A 16452-nucleotide genomic window follows, 5' to 3' on the forward strand; every position below is an offset into this window, starting at 1 on the left:
TATTTTTGGGGTGATACGAATTGAGGAAATACGCGCTAGGTCTGACCGTGATGCTGCTCGCGCTTCTGCTTGCCGGATGCGGCACCTTCGATCCGGTTGACAAAGCGATCACTAAGCTGAGACCAACTGCACCCGAAGATTCAGCGCAGGATACGGAAGGTCCTTTTACTGTAGAGTTGTCCGTACCGAAGCGTGCCGGAATCGATGAGAAATTTACGCTGATTGCCAGCTTGCATAATTTGTCCAAGACCCGATATGAACTGATGAGTCGCCCGCGGGTGTTCCATTACCTGATCGTGGACAGCTTGGGCAACCGGGTGAACACGATCACCCAGGTCGATAGTGCGGTGGTTCGCAGTATGAGGGGAGAAACGGATATTAACGAGTTTTTCGAGACTCGGATTGATCGAATCGGAACCTATGAAATTTATGCGGTAGCGGAATTTTCGATCAAGGAGGATGGGAAGTACAAGGACCTCACCTATGAGACCGAACATCATTTCATCGAAATTGGTCCCAACAGCTAATAAAGAGCAGAACCGAAGGATCCAGCGGACCCACGGTATCTGCTCTTTTTTGGTAGGCTTAGAAATCAAAATTGTCAGGGTCCGGACCCACGCGAAGGTTCTCGTTAAGCGCGCTGATCCGTGCCATATCCTCATCCGTCAACGTGAAATTAAATACGTCGGCGTTCTCGGTAATCCGATGCGGCTTGGTTGATTTCGGAATCGTCACTACGCCGTTCTGCAAATCCCAGCGCAGGATGATTTGGGCAACCGATTTTCCATATTTGCGAGCAAGCTCTTGTAACACTGGATGATCCAGCAGCTGCCCTTGCATGAGCGGGGACCATGCTTCCATTTGGATGTTGTGCTCGCGGCAGAAGGCTTGAACTTCCTGTTGTGTCAGGCGGGGATGGTATTCAACCTGGTTGACCATCGGTACAATTTCGGCATCTTCCATCAAGTCCTGCAGATGGTGAACTTGGAAGTTGCTGACGCCAATCGCTTTAACCTTTCCAGCTTTATAGAGCGTCTCCAGCGCTCGCCAAGCTTCTTTATATTTGCCGGCAACAGGCCAGTGGATCAGATACAGATCCAAATAGTCGAGTCCCAGCTTCTGCAGACTGGTTTCATAAGCAGCGAGCGTCTCTTCATAGCCGAGGTCAGCGTTCCACACCTTGGAAGTGACAAACAGGGCTTCACGCGGGATGCCGGCTTCATGCAAGCCTTCACGGATACCTTGTCCAACGCCCGTTTCATTCGCGTAGATTGCTGCGGTATCGATGCTGCGGTAGCCATGGGTAATGGCGAACTTGACTGCGTCTACCAGTTCCTGTCCTTCCTCAACTTTAAATACGCCCAGACCCAACCAAGGCATCTTCACTCCGTTGTACAGAGTAGTGGTATCTTGCAAATTGGTGATCATATCAAAATAGCCTCCTATTTATTTCTGAAGTTCAATTTGGTGATGAAAAAAGATCATTAGTTATGCTGAAACGATGGTTGTGAAATGACCGTATTTTGCCGGTCTTTTCTTTCTAAAGCGCGGCTCCAGCCGGTAAGAAGTACAGCAGCTGCGACCATCAGAGCGCCGATCCACGAAGTATGGATCAGACCCAAAGAGTCGGTGACAACCCCGCCTAGGTACGAGCCCAAGGCAATCCCGGCGTTAAAGGCTGCGATGTTGATTGCAGAGGCCACGTCGACGGCGGACGGAACAAACCGCTCCGCCAGCATCACGACATAGACTTGGAGCCCCGGCACGTTCATGAAGGCCAGCAGGCCCATGAGGAAGATGGTCACCAAGCCGGCGATTTTAAACGGAGCTGTGAACAGCAGGGCCAGCAGGATCAGCGCCTGTACGATAAACATATAGAACAAGGCGCGAACCGGCTGACGATTGGACAGCTTGCCGCCCACCATGTTGCCGATAGCAATCGCGATACCGTAGATCAGCAAAATTACGGCAACCGCACTTTCCTTAAAGCCTGTAATTTCAAGAAGGATCGGCGATAAGTAGGTATACACGACAAAGGTGCCGCCATACCCAAGGGCCGTGATCAGGAACAACAGCAACAACCGTCCGTTCGTCACCAATTTCACCTGGTCGCGGAACGCCGTTCGCACTCCTTTCCGCAGGTCTGCTGGCACCAGCAGGCTGTTGGAGATAAAGCCAATGAGCCCCACGATGACGATCAGGATAAAAGCGGCGCGCCAGCCGAGCTGCTGACCAATGAAGGTGCCAAGCGGCACGCCGGTGACCGTCGCCACAGTCAAGCCGGTGAACATGATGGAAATCGCGCTGGCCCGCCGGTGTTCCGGCACTAAGTCAGCGGCGATCGTTGAACCGATCGACATAAACACGCCGTGGGAAAAAGCCGAGATCACCCTTGCCACGAGCAGTATGGCGATACTGGTTGCAGCCGCAGCCAAGGCATTGCCAAGCATGAACACGACCATGATCCATAGCAGCAGCGTTTTACGTGACATTCTTGCGGTTAGCGACGTGAGTACCGGCGCTCCAAAAGTGACGCCTAACGCATATAAGGAAACCGTCAGTCCTGCAGTCGTCGTGGAAATATGCAGGTCTTCGGCGATCAAAGGCAGCAGACCGACGCTGATAAATTCGGTAGTCCCGATAGCGAAGGCACTAATGGCCAAGGCGAGCAGCGCCAAGGTGCTTCTTTGATGATTCATGAGCCAATCTACCTCCCAAAAGATGATGGTTTGAAGGTCGCCGCTGATCTGCCGGGGAATGATGCAGAATCGAGCGACAAATGCTATTATGGGAGATAGGGTAGTTTTTGAGAAGTACGCACTTTGAAGTGATATAGGAACCGAAAAGTAATGTAGGTACTTTTCAGTGCCTATGAAAAGAGGGAGCCATCTTAATGAAAGAGAAAAAATACAATATTTCGGTAGAAGCGACGCTGGAGGTGATCGGCGGGAAGTGGAAATGCGTGATCCTGTGCCACTTAACGCACGGCCGGAAACGGACCAGTGAATTAAAACGTCTGATGCCCGACATCACCCAAAAAATGTTGACCCAACAGCTGCGCGAGCTGGAGGCCGACGGCGTCATTCGCCGGATCGTTTACCAGGAGGTCCCGCCTCGGGTCGAATATGAGTTAAGTGAATACGGGGAGAGCTTGCGAGGAATCTTGGATGCGCTGTGCTCCTGGGGAGAGCAGCATATCCGCAAGGTGTATGGCAGCTATGATGTTTTGGAAGAGAACGTGCTGAATGAACATTTGAAATCGTAAGGTCTCTTCGGTTATGCTGTGCATGAAAAGGAGCGATGATCGATGAAACCTATCACGGTATTGATTGCGGACGATGAGCCGGAAATCGCCGACTTGATCGAGCTGCATCTGGCCCGGGAAGGATACCGCTGCATCAAAGCTTCCAACGGGCAGGAGGCGCTGGATGTGATTCAGACGCAATCCGTGGATCTTGCAATCTTGGATATAATGATGCCGAAGATTGATGGCTATGAGGTGACTCGGCAAATTCGGGAGAAGCACCATTTGCCGATCATTTTTTTAAGTGCGAAAGCAACCGATTTAGATAAAATCACCGGTCTGGTACGTGGGGCGGATGATTATATGACCAAGCCGTTTAACCCGATGGAGCTGGTGGCCCGGGTGAACGCCCAACTGCGCCGCTTTATCCACCTGAACCCGTCGGTAGCTGCGCCTCCGAATGAGACCGTGTTGGAGGCCGGAGGGCTTGTGATTCACCCCGAGCACCGGACCGTGTTCCTCTACGGCGAGCCGGTGGAGCTGACGCCCAAAGAGTTTGATATCTTAGTCCTGCTGGCCAGCCATCCGAAGAAGGTGTTCAGCTCAGAGCATATTTTCGAGAAGGTCTGGGGGGAGGCTTATTATGAAGGCGGAAATACGGTTATGGTGCATATCCGAAGCTTGCGTAAGAAGCTGGGGGAAGACCGGCACAAGAACAAGCTGATCAAAACCGTCTGGGGAGTAGGGTATACATTCAATGGATAACCATACGGATAAACCGAAATTTCGCAGTTTTCGCTTCCAAATGATCCGATTATTTGGACTGAGCATGATATTGTCCGCAGGGACAACCTTTCTCATTTATTTAGCGCTGCGCGAGTATTATCATACCCTGCTGCGTGAAGACCCATTGTATAACGTGCGGCTAATGATGCGCCAGATCGGTGACATCAACGTGTTTTTGCTGATTTTTATCCCGCTCTCGTTCTTATACTTCTACTTGTTAACTCGACGTTATGTCGCGTATTTCCGGGAGATTTCCCGGGGAATCAATCAGCTGGCGGGAGGAGACTTCACCCATCGGGTTCATATTCCTTCCGGGGATGAGTTCGGAGAGATTGCGCGGGACATCAATTTGGCCAGCGAGAAGCTGCAGCAGGCGGTGGAACGGGGCGATTTTGCCGAGAACAGCAAGGAGCAGCTTGTGCTGAACCTGGCCCATGATCTCCGAACCCCGCTCACCTCAGTCATTGGCTATCTCGATTTCATCCTGCAGGGGAAAGACCTGACTGCCGATCAGATGAAGCATTACACCACCATCGCCTACACCAAATCACAGCGTCTGGAGAAGCTGATCGATGAGTTATTTGAAGTGACGCGAATGAATTATGGCAAGCTGAACATCCACCGCCGGCCGTTGGATTTGAGCGAGTTGCTGAGTCAATTAACCGAAGAGATGTACCCTGTATTTGAAAAAAATGAGCTGACCGTTCGTCTCAACACCGAACCGCAGCTGATGATTTCCGGCGACGGCGATCTGCTGGCCCGCGTCTTTGAGAATTTATTGTCCAATGCCGTTCGTTACGGCAAAGACGGGGAATACGTCGACGTTCATGGAAAGCTAGACGGGGATGAGGCAGTCGTGCGGGTGACCAACTATGGCGATTCCATCCCGCCGGACGAGCTGCCCCATTTGTTTGATATGTTTTTCACCGGTGATCGAGCGCGTACGCATCAGGAAGGCAGCACCGGACTCGGCCTGTTTATAGCCAAAAATATCGTAGAGCAACACGAAGGCACCATCTCGGTGCAAAGCGATCTGATTCGCACGGAGTTTGAGGTGCGGTTACCGAAGCTTAGATAAGTGAATCGAACAAAACTTAAGGAAAATTTTAGTTTTACCCCACTTTTGATTTTATCAATCCGCCTTAAGCTGAAAGAGCAAGAACGGCAGGAGGATTGGGAAATGAGAAAGTGGGGTTTTTGGCGTGCGCCCATAAGCCAAGCTCTATCGGGATTCGCTAGGTGGGGGCGCAGCGATGCAGCAACGGCGGGGTTGTTTCTGGCACCAAGCGTAGCAGGGTTCGCGCTCTTTTATTTGATTCCGTTTGGCATGAGTTTATTTTACTCCTTTCAGAGCGGCACCTCTGGCGGAAGCTTTGTAGGCTTGGCGAATTACCGCGACCTGCTGGACAGCGCTTCGTTTCGCAAGGCCGCAGTCAACACGCTGTATTTCAGTGCGTTGGGTGTCCCGCTGCTGTTGGGATTATCGCTGGGGGTGGCCCTGCTCCTGAACCGGCATGTTTACCTGCGGAAGTGGCTGCGCACCGCTTATGTGCTTCCTCTGGTTGTGCCGGTGGCGTCGGTAATTCTCATTTGGCAGATGGTGTTTGATTGGAACGGAGCATTAAACTACCTGCTTGGCCATTTCGGCATCCAGCGCGTGGATTGGATGAAGACCGATGCCGCCCGCTACGTTGTCCTCATGGTGTATTTGTGGAAGAACCTCGGCTACAACGTCATTTTGTTCTTGGCGGGTTTGCAGCAAATTCCTCGGGACTACTACGAGACGGCACAGGTTGAAGGGGCTGGACCGGTTCGTCAGTTTTTTGGAATCACGCTCGTCTACTTAACGACGACCACGTTCTTCGTAGTGATCATGTCGATTATCAATTCATTTAAGGTTTTCCGGGAGACGTATTTGCTGGCGGGTGATTATCCGCATGACAGCATTTATATGCTTCAGCATTACATGAACAACATGTTTGCAACGATGGATATCCAGAAGCTGACGGCTGCTGCAGTACTGATGGTCTGCGCGATCCTTGCGATTGTTCTCGGATTGTTTGGGTTGGAACGCCGATACCGGCAATTCATGGAATAGTAAGACAGGACGTGAGGATATAGCTCATAGAGAGGAGAGGCCGGGCGTGCAGGCAATTCAATGGATACAAAAAGCTGTGCTGACGGGAATGTTAGGCTTATTCGCCGTGCTGCTCCTCTTTCCCGTCATCATTACATTCACGAACTCGCTGATGAGCGAGCAGGAGCTTGAAATCAATTATGGTCCAATGGGGGAGCTGACGGAGGCGGCTTCGACCGAAGCTGATACCTTCATCAATCTCAAATGGGTACCGGATCAGGTGACCTTGGCGCAATACGGCAGGCTGTTGGTATATACCCCTAATTATTTGCTGATGTTTTGGCGTTCCGTGGAGCTGGTCTTACCGATTATCGTTGGACAAACCGCGGTCGCTGCGATGGCGGCCTATGCGCTGTCCAAACTGCGGTTTCGGGGTCGAGATGCGATTTTTCTGATCTTCTTGCTGTCGATGCTGATGCCCTTTCAGGTGACGCTGGTCCCGAATTATCTCATGGCCGATTGGCTGGGGTTAATCCACCGTCCGACGGCGGTGATTCTGCCGGGTATTTTTGCTGCGTTTGGGGTCTTCATGCTGCGTCAATTTATGCTGCATATCCCGTACGCCTACATCGAGGCGGCCAAGATCGACGGTGCCGGTCATCTGAGGATATTCCTGACAATCATTCTCCCGATGGTTAAGCCGGGACTTGCTGCGCTGGTGGTGCTCCTGTTCGTCGATTACTGGAATATGGTCGAGCAGCCGCTGATCTTCTTGGATCCGCTTCGGCAGCCGTTATCGGTCTTCTTATCGAGATTAAGCGGCGAGTGGGGAACTGTGTTCGCGGCTTCGATGTTGTATATGTCGCCGATGGTGCTGCTGTTCCTTTATGCCGAGGCCTATTTCATCGAAGGCGTGCAGCTTTCTGGCATCAAGGGGTAAGGAGGATAAAGTCGCGTCATGGAACTTGGGAAAGATCAAACGGATCGTAAACGCAAAAAAATAATCATTACCACCTTTATGGCTTTGATGGGAGGTTTGTTGTTTTTCACTTTTTTCAGTAATACGTTGCAATCGATGACCTTGCCAAAGGTCCGAACGTCCCCAGCAGCAGCCGGCGGAATAACTTATCGGTTAACGGGAACCGGGATATTGCAGCCGAAGAAGCAGGCAGAGCTGATCAACCCGGCCGGTTGGAAGGTTAAGAAGGTACTGGTGAAGGAAGGTGCTGATGTTCAAGCGGGGCAGAAGCTTGTACTATACGATCGTGCTGATGCCGAGCGGGAGTTGGAAGATGAGATGGCGCTATTGAAAAAGCAGCGAATCGCGCTCGAAACGATTCAGGATCAGTTCATCGAGGCCACGGTGAGCGGGGATGAAACCGGCTTGAGAGAAGCCAAACGGGAGATCGAAACTCGCAAGCTTGACCTCCAGGTACAGGAGCGGAAGATCGAGAGACTGCGTGAGCAGATCAGAAGCTGCAGCGAGCTCGTCGCCCCGTTTGACGGGGTGGTTACGGAGGTCAACGCGGTGGTTGGGGTGGCTTCCACCTCCCTCCCGGACGTGGTGGTGTCAAGTACAAGTGCAGGCTACCGTGTGGATATCATCGGGGATGCCGAGGTGATCGACCGTCTTCGGATCGCAACCGGCGAAGCGGTGAAGGTTGAGGTGGCCGCTGCCAGTGAACAACCGCCGCGTCAACTGGAGGGCGTGGTCGAAGACATCACTAACGCAGGTTCTCGAATCACAGGTTCACCGGAGGAAGGTGACGGAACATCGGCGACGCTGCCGCAAAGGCGGCTGCGTATCCGAGTAGCTGATCCTGCCCTGAAAGGAGGGGAGCAAGTTACGGTTCGGCTGGAACAGACGTCCTCCGAGCAGGGCTGGGTTGTTCCAAATGAAGCGATTCATCGCGAAGGCGATTCGCGCTTTCTTTTTAAGGTGGAGGAGCAGCGCGGGGCGTTGGGCAATGTGTTTGTCGCCCGAAAGGTGACGATTAAGCAAAGTGAAGCGAATGAAGCGGAAACGATGATCCCGGCAGATCTTCTGTTTGAAGGAGAGCGGATCATTCTGGAGAGCAGTGAACCTTTACAGGATGGCAATCGGGTTCGTTTGCAATAGAAAATCAGCGATCGAAATGAAGCAGAGGAGGAAGAGAATAAACCATGAAAAAACGGATGGGGAAGACAATTATTGCGGCATTGGTTATATCGATTGCTTTGGCTGCGTGCAGCAGAGCGACGGATACTGTAGGGAAGAACCCGGCTGGAGAAGAGGGCAAAACCGTGCTTACCTTATCGGTTCAGGAGGCAAGCCCGTTTTATACTGCGCTGGAGCGGAAGTTTGAGGCCAAATTCCCTGACATCGACCTGATTATTCAGGCTTATAAACAAGCCGGAGAGGAATGGAAGGCGGGTGAAATTGAGGAGTATCGCAAATCGGTCAACACCGCACTGCTCTCAGGACAAGGACCGGACGTCATTGAAATGAAGAGCCTGCCAATAAGCGAATATATAGCCAAAGGTTTGTTGCTGAATATGGATTCGTCACTTAGCGGGGATGGATCCATCAAGAAGGAGGATCTCCAGCAAAATATTTTGGATGCTGCGAGGGAGAACGGAGGTTTATATGCGATCCCAGGAGGTTTTTCCCTGAGGGCGTTCATCGGCGATGGCGATGCTTTGAAAGAGGCCGACATTCAGGAGAAAACCTGGACTTGGCAGGACTTTGCAGAAATAGCGAAAAAATTAACGCAGGGGAATGAGAAGGTCTTTGCGATGACGGAATATCCGCCGGATATGCTCATGCAGGAAATGACAGTGGATAACTATGAAGCCTATGTCGATACGAGCGACAAACAAGCCAAGTTCGATTCCCCGGAATTTATCGCGCTGCTGCATCAAGTGAAGCAGATGTATGATGATGGCGTGATGACCGAAGAGTCGGCGGGTTCGGGAAAGCAACTGTTTTATTCTGCGGTATTACGTGATCCGAAGGATGTTATTGACGTGCCTCATCAGTATTTTGAACACCCGATCCTCATGCAGAAACCGCATAACCCCGCTCAATCCGGTACGATGCGAATCATTCCGACGAGTTTGTTTGGGATCCGGGCGAAATCCCAGGTTCCGGAAGAGGCCTGGAAGCTGATCCGCTTTCTCCTGTCGGAGGAAGCGCAGAAGTTACCGGAGCGCGAGGGGTTCTCGCTGCTCTCTTCGATCAATTCGCAGCAGCTGGATGACATAAAGCAGCAAATTGCGGACGGCAGCTACAAACTGCCGGATGGAGCTGCTGTTAAGGCCGCGGACGAGGAATTTGATCGCTTTCGTCAAATGCTGGATGCGGTGGACCAATATTCGCCGCTTGAAGCCAAGGTGATCTCCATCGTCGGGGAAGAATCGCTTGCCTTCTTCAGCGGACAGAAATCTGCGGAGGAAGCCGCGAAGTTAATGCAAAACCGGGTAACTACGTTTTTGAACGAATAAAGTAAAGGATCCTGCCTCATTGAGAGGCGGGATTTTTTTGTCGCTTACGCGCCGTTCGTTAGGTACCTCTGCCAGCTTCTTTTGATGATTATCCCGTTGCATCAGGGAGTGCGTATCTCATGACCATTCACAGGATCGATGACGTGATTAGAGATCAGGTGCTGGCTCAGGCTCAGGCCAACCTCACCTCACCTCACCATACCTCACCTCCCTCATGCCCTTGATCTCACCTTCTTTTTGTCACTGAACGAAAGGGATAATTATGTAAAGAGGCTCGCAAAAGGACCGCTTGACGGCAATATGATCAGGAAATATTAGTTATCGCCTATTGCTTGGTGATAACTAATAGTGTATGATGCATAGTATAAGATATATTGTATGACGCACAGTATGCGAAAAACAGTATAAGATTGCAGTAAATAAAAAACAGGATGAGACAACGAGGTGGAAGGATGAACGGCCTATTAAATTCCTTGATCACGGAGCTCCGTCGCGGAACGTTAACCTTGGCGGTGCTCAGCCAGTTGCGGACGCCGCAATACGGGTATTCGCTCGTTCAACGGCTGGAGAAGTCCGGGATCACCATTGATCAAAGCACGCTGTATCCGCTGCTGCGCCGGCTGGAGAAGCAGGAACTTGTGACAAGCAGCTGGGATACAACGGAGAGCCGTCCGCGCCGTTACTACGTGTTGAGTGAATTTGGCTTGGAGATTTTTGAGCAGTTGAAGGTGGAATGGGAGAAGACCTCCCAGGAGCTGTACACGTTGTTGAAGGGGGAGAATAATGATGAAACCATCGGATCTGATTGAGCTTTATGTTTACGAGGTAACTCGTCGCCTGCCGGATAAGACCCGAGAGGACATCGCGCTGGAACTCCGCTCCACAATTGAGGATATGCTGCCGGAGGAACCCAGCGAGGCGGAAGTGAAGGAGGCGCTGACGCAATTGGGGGATCCGGCCGTATTGGCCGCGCAGTATCGCGATCAACCCGCATTTTTGATCGGGCCGCGCTTCTATGAGACTTATGTTCAGGTCTTGAAAATGATTGTCCCCATTGTGGTTGTAATTACTCTCTTGTCGCTGATTGCCAATCAAATCATTACGTATTCCGGTGATGTGGTTCCCGCTGAGGCTGCGGCTGTCCTGCTCAGCAAAGCGATAGGGACAGTGTTCAGCGCGGGGGTGCAGACCGTATTTTGGATTACCTTGGCGTTTGTCATTCTGGAGCGCACGGGAACTGGCAACGAACTGCCGCTGAACAGCAAGTTCAAGGCCTGGACGCCGGATGATTTGAAGGACACCCGGTATATCCCAGTGCAGAAAGTGATTAAGAAAAGTGAGGTTTTTGCCAGCCTCATGTGGACGGCGATTTGGGGGAGCGTGTATTTCAATGCAGATCGGTTAATTGGTGTATATGAGAAAGGTCGAAACGGCATAGAAATGACAACACCCATTTTTAATCAAGACGTGTTGCTGTCGTATTGGCCGTTTATCGCAGTAATTCTTGCGCTGGATGCGGCTCTGGCGATCTACAAATGGATCGTGGCCCAATGGAATGTGAAGATCGCGTTCCTGAACGTGGCCAACCACGTCCTTTCGTTGGTGGTATTCGGCACGGTCATCAGCAAGGGAGAGCTGTTGTCCCCCGGGTTTATCGCGAAGCTGGAGGATATTTTCGGATCGAGCGTATCCGGTTTTAACTCTGGCTGGATTATGTGGCTGCTGTTGTTCATCTACATGTTGTTCGCAGCTCTGGACAGTTATCTAGGGTTCCGCAAAGCGAACCTTCCTCATATGGCAAAATAAACACCATCCGAAAAAGCCCCGTTCTCTGGGTGAAAGAGAGCGGGGCCTATCATTTGGAAGCTCGCTTAAGCCGTTGCTTTTCGGGACCGGTACAGCAGCAAGCCCATGAGAATTGCGAAATACAAGAATAGGGCGCCAAAGGTGTACAGGTACATCACCGGTTGATTTTGCAAATACCCAACGATTGGGATGTTTAAGATCAACAGCAGCGGGAAACCGAACATGATTGCGGAGGCACTGCCCATAACCAAGTTGTCTGTCGTATTCGATTGGAATTTCGGATCGACGGCTTTGACCAGCGCAAGTCCGGTGGAAATCGTTCCGGTCAGCATCCCGTAGAAACCGAGGACGTTCGGCAACTTATCCTCCGGCAACACCCGCGGCACTAACCAAACCATAAACCATACCGTGACTAACCCGCCAACTGTCGTTAGGATGAGCACCGGCGTTAAGTATTGCTTCAGTGCGTAGATCGAGATCGCTGCAATTGAGGCGGCGATCATGTAATCAAAGGAAAATCCGGATATCCGCTGCAGCAGGTAGTTGTTCGGAGAGTGCTCCAACTGAAAGCCCGCTTGCTTCCAACGGTTGAGAATCCACCGGAACACCATCGCGTACAGGCTGCCGATGAGGAAGTGGAAGCCTATCAGCAATTGGGCCAGTGTTTCCCCATAGGTCCCGAGCGGAGTCAGCACTGTCTCCAGTCCGCGTAACGTCAAGTAAGTCACCAGGTATATAAAGCCGATCAGCGCGATTTGGTAAGTCAGCTTGTCGATCGCGTCACTGAGCGGAATTTCGCCTTCTTCTGATTTTTCCGTAACCTCGGTGCGTTCTTTGTGTGGCCGGGATGTCGTCTGTTTAAATTTCGGATGGCGGATCAGGATGTTCATCAGAATGATTCCGGGAATTACGGCCCAGATGAAACCAAACCCGGCGATGGTCAAACCAAGGTTGGCGCCGCCTTCCAGCCCCAAAGCCTCCCAACGGCTGCCGATCGAATAGGCTTGCCCTGGGCCTTGTCCATAGCCGAGAGGAAGCAGTAAACCGATACCTGGGAACATTCCGGGATAGAACAGCTCCGTTAGGATCAAGAGTAGACCAAATCCCACGAGTCCTTGGATCAGGTATGTCGATACGATAAGCATCCCGGATTTCATGACCGCCGGGCTGTTGGACACCTCCCGCTCCTTCAGGGAGAGGGCAATGAATCCGATCGCCATCAGATGGTAGACCAGTTGCCCCATACGATCGAGATCGAATTTAAGCCATCCGAGCAGCTCCGGACCCACGATTAAGCCAAGGATGCCGGCTACCATGGAGGTGGGGACGATGATTTTGCGTAACAGCGGAATACGTGCCTTCAGGATGGCCGATACGACCATCAGCAAAGACAGCAGCGTAAAGTCAATCACGAAAGACCATGAATTATCCAAAGAGAGACCCTCCTAGTGCCGGGTGAAATGTTTTTCCAGCGCGGTAATAAATTTGAGCCATTTGTAAGCTGAAGTGCGTGGTTGGTAAAACAGGAACCGATACAGCTTATCTCCCACGTAAAACTCAAACTTGTGGTGAAGTTGGACGTTGATCCCTTCCAACTCGCCAAATGGGAAGGAATACGCCTGTCCGTGATCCCCTTGAAACGTAAGAGAATCTGCTTGATCCGCGTTCCAGTGCAATCGTCCTGTTCCCAGCGATTGAAAAGGCTTCTCTCCCTCCGAAACGTACATATGCACGGGATCCTGCATGACGGGTTCCCAGGAGGCGAGCTGTTCGGGTTCTTGCATGACTTGATTCAGCCGTTCCAGCTGCCAGCGATTCCAGTCCCGCGTTGTCGAGAAGCGCAGGGGATGGGTAAACGGGGCGAACTTGCCCTGTGGCGTGTAGCGAACGGTGTAGCCGCAGGCCGTGCAGCCGAACAAGTCCTGTTCGGAGCGGAGACGGCCTGGGACTTCACAGTGCGGGCAGATGAACAGCAAGCGCTCCAGGTAATGCGCCGGAGCTTTACCATAATAGGCTGCGCCAGTCTGGGATTGCCACTCTGCATCGTCATGCGCCAACGCCTCCGTCAGCAGGCGATGGATCTCATCCGGCGTATGGTTGGCCAATGCGGCGACGTCCCATTTTTTCTCGAAGGAGAGGTGAATGGGCCCCCTGCGAGGGTTCTCCGCCCAACGGGGAGAGGACAGGTGACCGCCGGAAATGGTGGCGATGACCACCGGGACATCCAGCAATTTCACGAGTTTGGCCGTGGAATAGAACAACGGCTCGGTTGTCCCGTCCCAGTTCCGGTTCCCTTCGGGGAAGAGGCCGATGACGCGTCCGCTCTGTTTGGCTTTGATCATGCTGCGGATGGTGCGCGTATCGTTTTTATTTTTCATTTTGGGAATCGCTCCGGTGTAATTCAGCAGCTTGGCCAGCCACGGGTTTCGGAACAGGGAAGCTCCGGTCACGAAGCTGATTGGCTCGTCCACGTAACAATTAATGTAGAACGGATCCCAGTTGGTTACATGGTTCGCCAAAATCAGATACGGCGGCTTCAAGCCCACGGTATCGTTGCGTACCACCTTGATCTGGGAGCGGCTTTGGAGAAATGCGCGTAGAGCGGACAATACAAGTCGCTGCGCGATTTTTCCCGGTTTCTTCTCTATGCTCACAGGGTCACATCCTGAAGGTGAATTTCAAAAAACACATTAATATTGTTATATCATATTTTGGACAAATTCGGCGGCGGGAAGTTATTGGGTGAAAAAAAGAACGGCCGGGGAGGCCGTTCTAAAAATCAGAGGCTATGATAGGGCTTGCTAATTGGTGCTTGCTAATTGGTGAATGTAACTGGGAGATGCTCAACGATTTCCTCTGAACCACTCCACAACGAAAAATTAAGATATACATCACCGTGAAGGTCATCTTTCGGAGATATTACGATTCCTTGGCTGGTTGATCCATCCATCCAATCTACCGCATCTCCTGTCATGCTAATTACAACGTTTGCAACATGGCGACCAGCCATATCAATGACATCAAAGCAATATTGTCCTTCCACATAATTACCGACGCGCAAGGTCTCTAAACCGTTAGTAATCTCAATCAGGCTATTAATATCTAAGAAGTTGTAATCAGACTCACCCTCAGGAGGCATGCTGGACAGAAGGAATCTGAGATCCGTAAGACTCTTGTCGATTGAGAACTGCGCATCAGATTTCAGGGATATCCCCCATTCAGCGGGTCCTTCGACAAGAGTGATTTTGCTTGATGGGCGTGACACATTTCCTGCAGCATCCACCGCAACAATCCAGTATTCATCGGGTTCAAGTCCAAACGTAGGAATCTCTACGTTGGAGTTGGGTGCAGTTGCATTTTTGACTTTATATTGTTCTGATGAGAGAAAGTCTAGTTGCGACTTCGTACTCGGTGTAACGTTGGACGGAATGAGGTAAAGCTTTCTCCTCATTTACATTCCCCTTTCATATAAAACCGAAAAATTTACCAAGATGCCTCGATATTTGTCTAAAATTAATATATCTTAATTTCGGATTTGCGCAATCCAATTTGAGGCTATTTGATTTAGAAACATAAAAAAGCCCTTACTGCACAAGGCAAAAGGGCAAGAAAGGAAGTATAGCGAGATGGGGTATCCACTTGCGTGGTGTCACCGGAAATCCGGTGGAATACGCCGGGAAACACCGGTGGCAATGGCCGCTTCGATGACGGCTTTGCGCACAAGCGGAACGACCTGATCATTAAAAATACTCGGGATGATATACTGCTCGTTTCGTTCCTCATCGGTAACGGCAGAGGCGATGGCTTGTGCTGCAGCCAGCTTCATCGCTTCGTTGACCACGCGGGCTCGGCAATCAAGCGCTCCTCGGAACACACCGGGGAACACCAGCACGTTGTTGATCTGGTTCGGATAATCGCTTCGACCGGTTGCGAAGACCGCTGCGTGAGCCAGCCCAACCTCTGGATCTACCTCCGGGTTCGGGTTGGCGAGGGCAAATACGATTGGCTGCTCGTTCATCGTCCGCAGATGCTCACCGGTCAGCAGATTCCCCGCAGAAACGCCGATAAACACATCAGCACCAGGCAAGACCTCATGCAGCGAACCGGGCTGGCTTTCCACCTGCGGCTGCTCTGCGAGCCACTGCCACATCGGATAGCCGTATGTTCCCCCGCGGACAATCGCCCCCTCCTTGTCCACCGGCACAAGCTTCGTTACACCTGCAGCCAGCAGCATTTTGCATATGGAGACACCCGCGGCCCCCACGCCGCTTACCACGACCCGCACCTCGGACATCGATTTGCCAACGACCTTCAGCGCGTTGATTAACCCCGCGATCACGACCACCGCCGTTCCGTGCTGATCGTCATGGAAGACCGGGATGTCCAGTTCCTCCGCCAGCCGCTGCTCAATTTCGAAGCACCGGGGGGAGCTGATGTCCTCCAGATTGATGCCGCCAAAAATCGGACTGATCGCTTTAACGGTACGAATGATTTCTTCCGTATCGCTGGTATCCAGGCAGAGCGGAAAAGCATCAACCCCGGCCAGCTGCTTAAACAGCATCGCCTTGCCTTCCATCACCGGCGCCGCGGCGTACGGACCGATATTGCCAAGCCCCAACACGGCGGTTCCGTCCGTGATGACCGCCACAGTGTTGCGTTTAATCGTCAGCGAAAACGCCTTGTTTCGACTTTCGTGGATCGCCGTGCAGATTTTGGCGACCCCTGGCGTATATACCTGCGACAGATCGTCGCGGTTGCGAATTGGCATCGTTGGCTCGATGGCGATTTTACCGCCGAGATGCATGAGAAACGTGCGATCGGAGACGTTGATCAGCCGGACACCATGCAGCTTGCGAAGCGCCTTGACGAACGCCGTTTCGTCTTGGTCGCCCGTATCGACGGTAATGTCGCGTACCGAAGATCCTTTAGCCGAGGAGATCACGTCGATCGACGTAATGTCGCCTCCGGCACCACTCACCGCAGCGGCGACATCGCCGAAGCTGGCCTTCTTATGGTCGAGCTCCAATCGGATAATAATTAACGTACGTGCCATAAC

General features: G+C 51.9%; 16 protein-coding genes. 10 read left to right on the top strand and 6 right to left on the bottom strand.

Going from position 1 to position 16452, the window contains the following annotated elements; translation table 11 throughout:
- Positions 1-20: 20 nt before the first annotated feature.
- Positions 21-527 carry a hypothetical protein gene (locus PBA01S_RS01995; RefSeq protein WP_028540389.1) on the top strand — a complete coding sequence of 169 codons (507 nt, stop codon included), beginning with the start codon at positions 21-23 and terminating at the stop codon, positions 525-527.
- Positions 528-585: 58 nt separating this feature from the next.
- On the opposite strand, the gene PBA01S_RS02000 is transcribed toward PBA01S_RS01995, so the two are convergent.
- Positions 586-1428 (bottom strand): aldo/keto reductase, encoded by an 843-nt coding sequence (locus PBA01S_RS02000; protein WP_127575191.1) that lies wholly within the window; start codon positions 1426-1428, stop codon positions 586-588.
- 56 nt (positions 1429-1484) lie between these two features.
- Complete coding sequence (locus tag PBA01S_RS02005) at positions 1485-2699, bottom strand: MFS transporter (RefSeq protein WP_028540388.1); 1215 nt, start codon at positions 2697-2699, stop codon at positions 1485-1487.
- Positions 2700-2893: 194 nt separating this feature from the next.
- Between PBA01S_RS02005 and PBA01S_RS02010 the strand changes: the two genes are divergently transcribed.
- The 9 genes from PBA01S_RS02010 (at position 2894) to PBA01S_RS02050 (ending at position 11396) form a co-directional block, all read left to right on the top strand.
- Positions 2894-3265, top strand: coding sequence for a winged helix-turn-helix transcriptional regulator (locus PBA01S_RS02010; RefSeq protein ID WP_016314377.1), 372 nt, complete (start codon positions 2894-2896; stop codon positions 3263-3265).
- A 42-nt stretch (positions 3266-3307) separates the two neighbouring features.
- The gene (locus PBA01S_RS02015; RefSeq protein WP_016314376.1) at positions 3308-4009 is read left to right on the top strand and encodes a response regulator transcription factor; all 702 of its coding nucleotides are present in this window, start codon (positions 3308-3310) and stop codon (positions 4007-4009) included.
- On the top strand, positions 4002-5108 hold the full coding sequence (locus PBA01S_RS02020) for a sensor histidine kinase (protein ID WP_028540387.1): 1107 nt from the start codon (positions 4002-4004) through the stop codon (positions 5106-5108). Before PBA01S_RS02015 ends, PBA01S_RS02020 begins: the two co-directional genes overlap by 8 nt.
- A 102-nt stretch (positions 5109-5210) precedes the next feature.
- Positions 5211-6128 (top strand): carbohydrate ABC transporter permease, encoded by a 918-nt coding sequence (locus PBA01S_RS02025; RefSeq protein WP_016314374.1) that lies wholly within the window; start codon positions 5211-5213, stop codon positions 6126-6128.
- A gap of 46 nt (positions 6129-6174) precedes the next feature.
- Positions 6175-7047 (top strand): carbohydrate ABC transporter permease, encoded by an 873-nt coding sequence (locus tag PBA01S_RS02030; RefSeq protein ID WP_028540385.1) that lies wholly within the window; start codon positions 6175-6177, stop codon positions 7045-7047.
- 18 nt (positions 7048-7065) lie between these two features.
- Positions 7066-8226 (top strand): efflux RND transporter periplasmic adaptor subunit, encoded by a 1161-nt coding sequence (locus tag PBA01S_RS02035; protein ID WP_127575192.1) that lies wholly within the window; start codon positions 7066-7068, stop codon positions 8224-8226.
- Between the two features lie 44 nt (positions 8227-8270).
- The gene (locus PBA01S_RS02040) at positions 8271-9590 is read left to right on the top strand and encodes an ABC transporter substrate-binding protein (RefSeq protein ID WP_028540384.1); all 1320 of its coding nucleotides are present in this window, start codon (positions 8271-8273) and stop codon (positions 9588-9590) included.
- A 452-nt stretch (positions 9591-10042) separates the two neighbouring features.
- Positions 10043-10399 carry a PadR family transcriptional regulator gene (locus tag PBA01S_RS02045; RefSeq protein ID WP_127575193.1) on the top strand — a complete coding sequence of 119 codons (357 nt, stop codon included), beginning with the start codon at positions 10043-10045 and terminating at the stop codon, positions 10397-10399.
- Positions 10377-11396 (top strand): HAAS signaling domain-containing protein, encoded by a 1020-nt coding sequence (locus PBA01S_RS02050; protein ID WP_085169997.1) that lies wholly within the window; start codon positions 10377-10379, stop codon positions 11394-11396. Before PBA01S_RS02045 ends, PBA01S_RS02050 begins: the two co-directional genes overlap by 23 nt.
- A gap of 65 nt (positions 11397-11461) precedes the next feature.
- On the opposite strand, the gene PBA01S_RS02055 is transcribed toward PBA01S_RS02050, so the two are convergent.
- The 4 genes from PBA01S_RS02055 to PBA01S_RS02070 all read right to left on the bottom strand — a co-directional run bounded on the left by PBA01S_RS02055 (position 11462) and on the right by PBA01S_RS02070 (position 16449).
- Positions 11462-12829, bottom strand: coding sequence for a sodium/glutamate symporter family protein (locus PBA01S_RS02055; protein WP_127575194.1), 1368 nt, complete (start codon positions 12827-12829; stop codon positions 11462-11464).
- A 12-nt stretch (positions 12830-12841) separates the two neighbouring features.
- The gene (locus PBA01S_RS02060) at positions 12842-14050 is read right to left on the bottom strand and encodes a lysophospholipid acyltransferase family protein (RefSeq protein ID WP_127575195.1); all 1209 of its coding nucleotides are present in this window, start codon (positions 14048-14050) and stop codon (positions 12842-12844) included.
- A gap of 161 nt (positions 14051-14211) precedes the next feature.
- Positions 14212-14847, bottom strand: a complete 636-nt coding sequence (locus PBA01S_RS02065) for a hypothetical protein (protein WP_127575196.1) — start codon at positions 14845-14847, stop codon at positions 14212-14214.
- 198 nt (positions 14848-15045) lie between these two features.
- The gene (locus tag PBA01S_RS02070) at positions 15046-16449 is read right to left on the bottom strand and encodes an NAD-dependent malic enzyme (RefSeq protein ID WP_127575197.1); all 1404 of its coding nucleotides are present in this window, start codon (positions 16447-16449) and stop codon (positions 15046-15048) included.
- Between the last annotated feature and the right edge of the window lie 3 nt (positions 16450-16452).

The sequence above is a fragment of the Paenibacillus barengoltzii NBRC 101215 genome (genome assembly GCF_004000745.1).
In the GTDB taxonomy this organism is placed as follows: domain Bacteria; phylum Bacillota; class Bacilli; order Paenibacillales; family Paenibacillaceae; genus Fontibacillus; species Fontibacillus barengoltzii.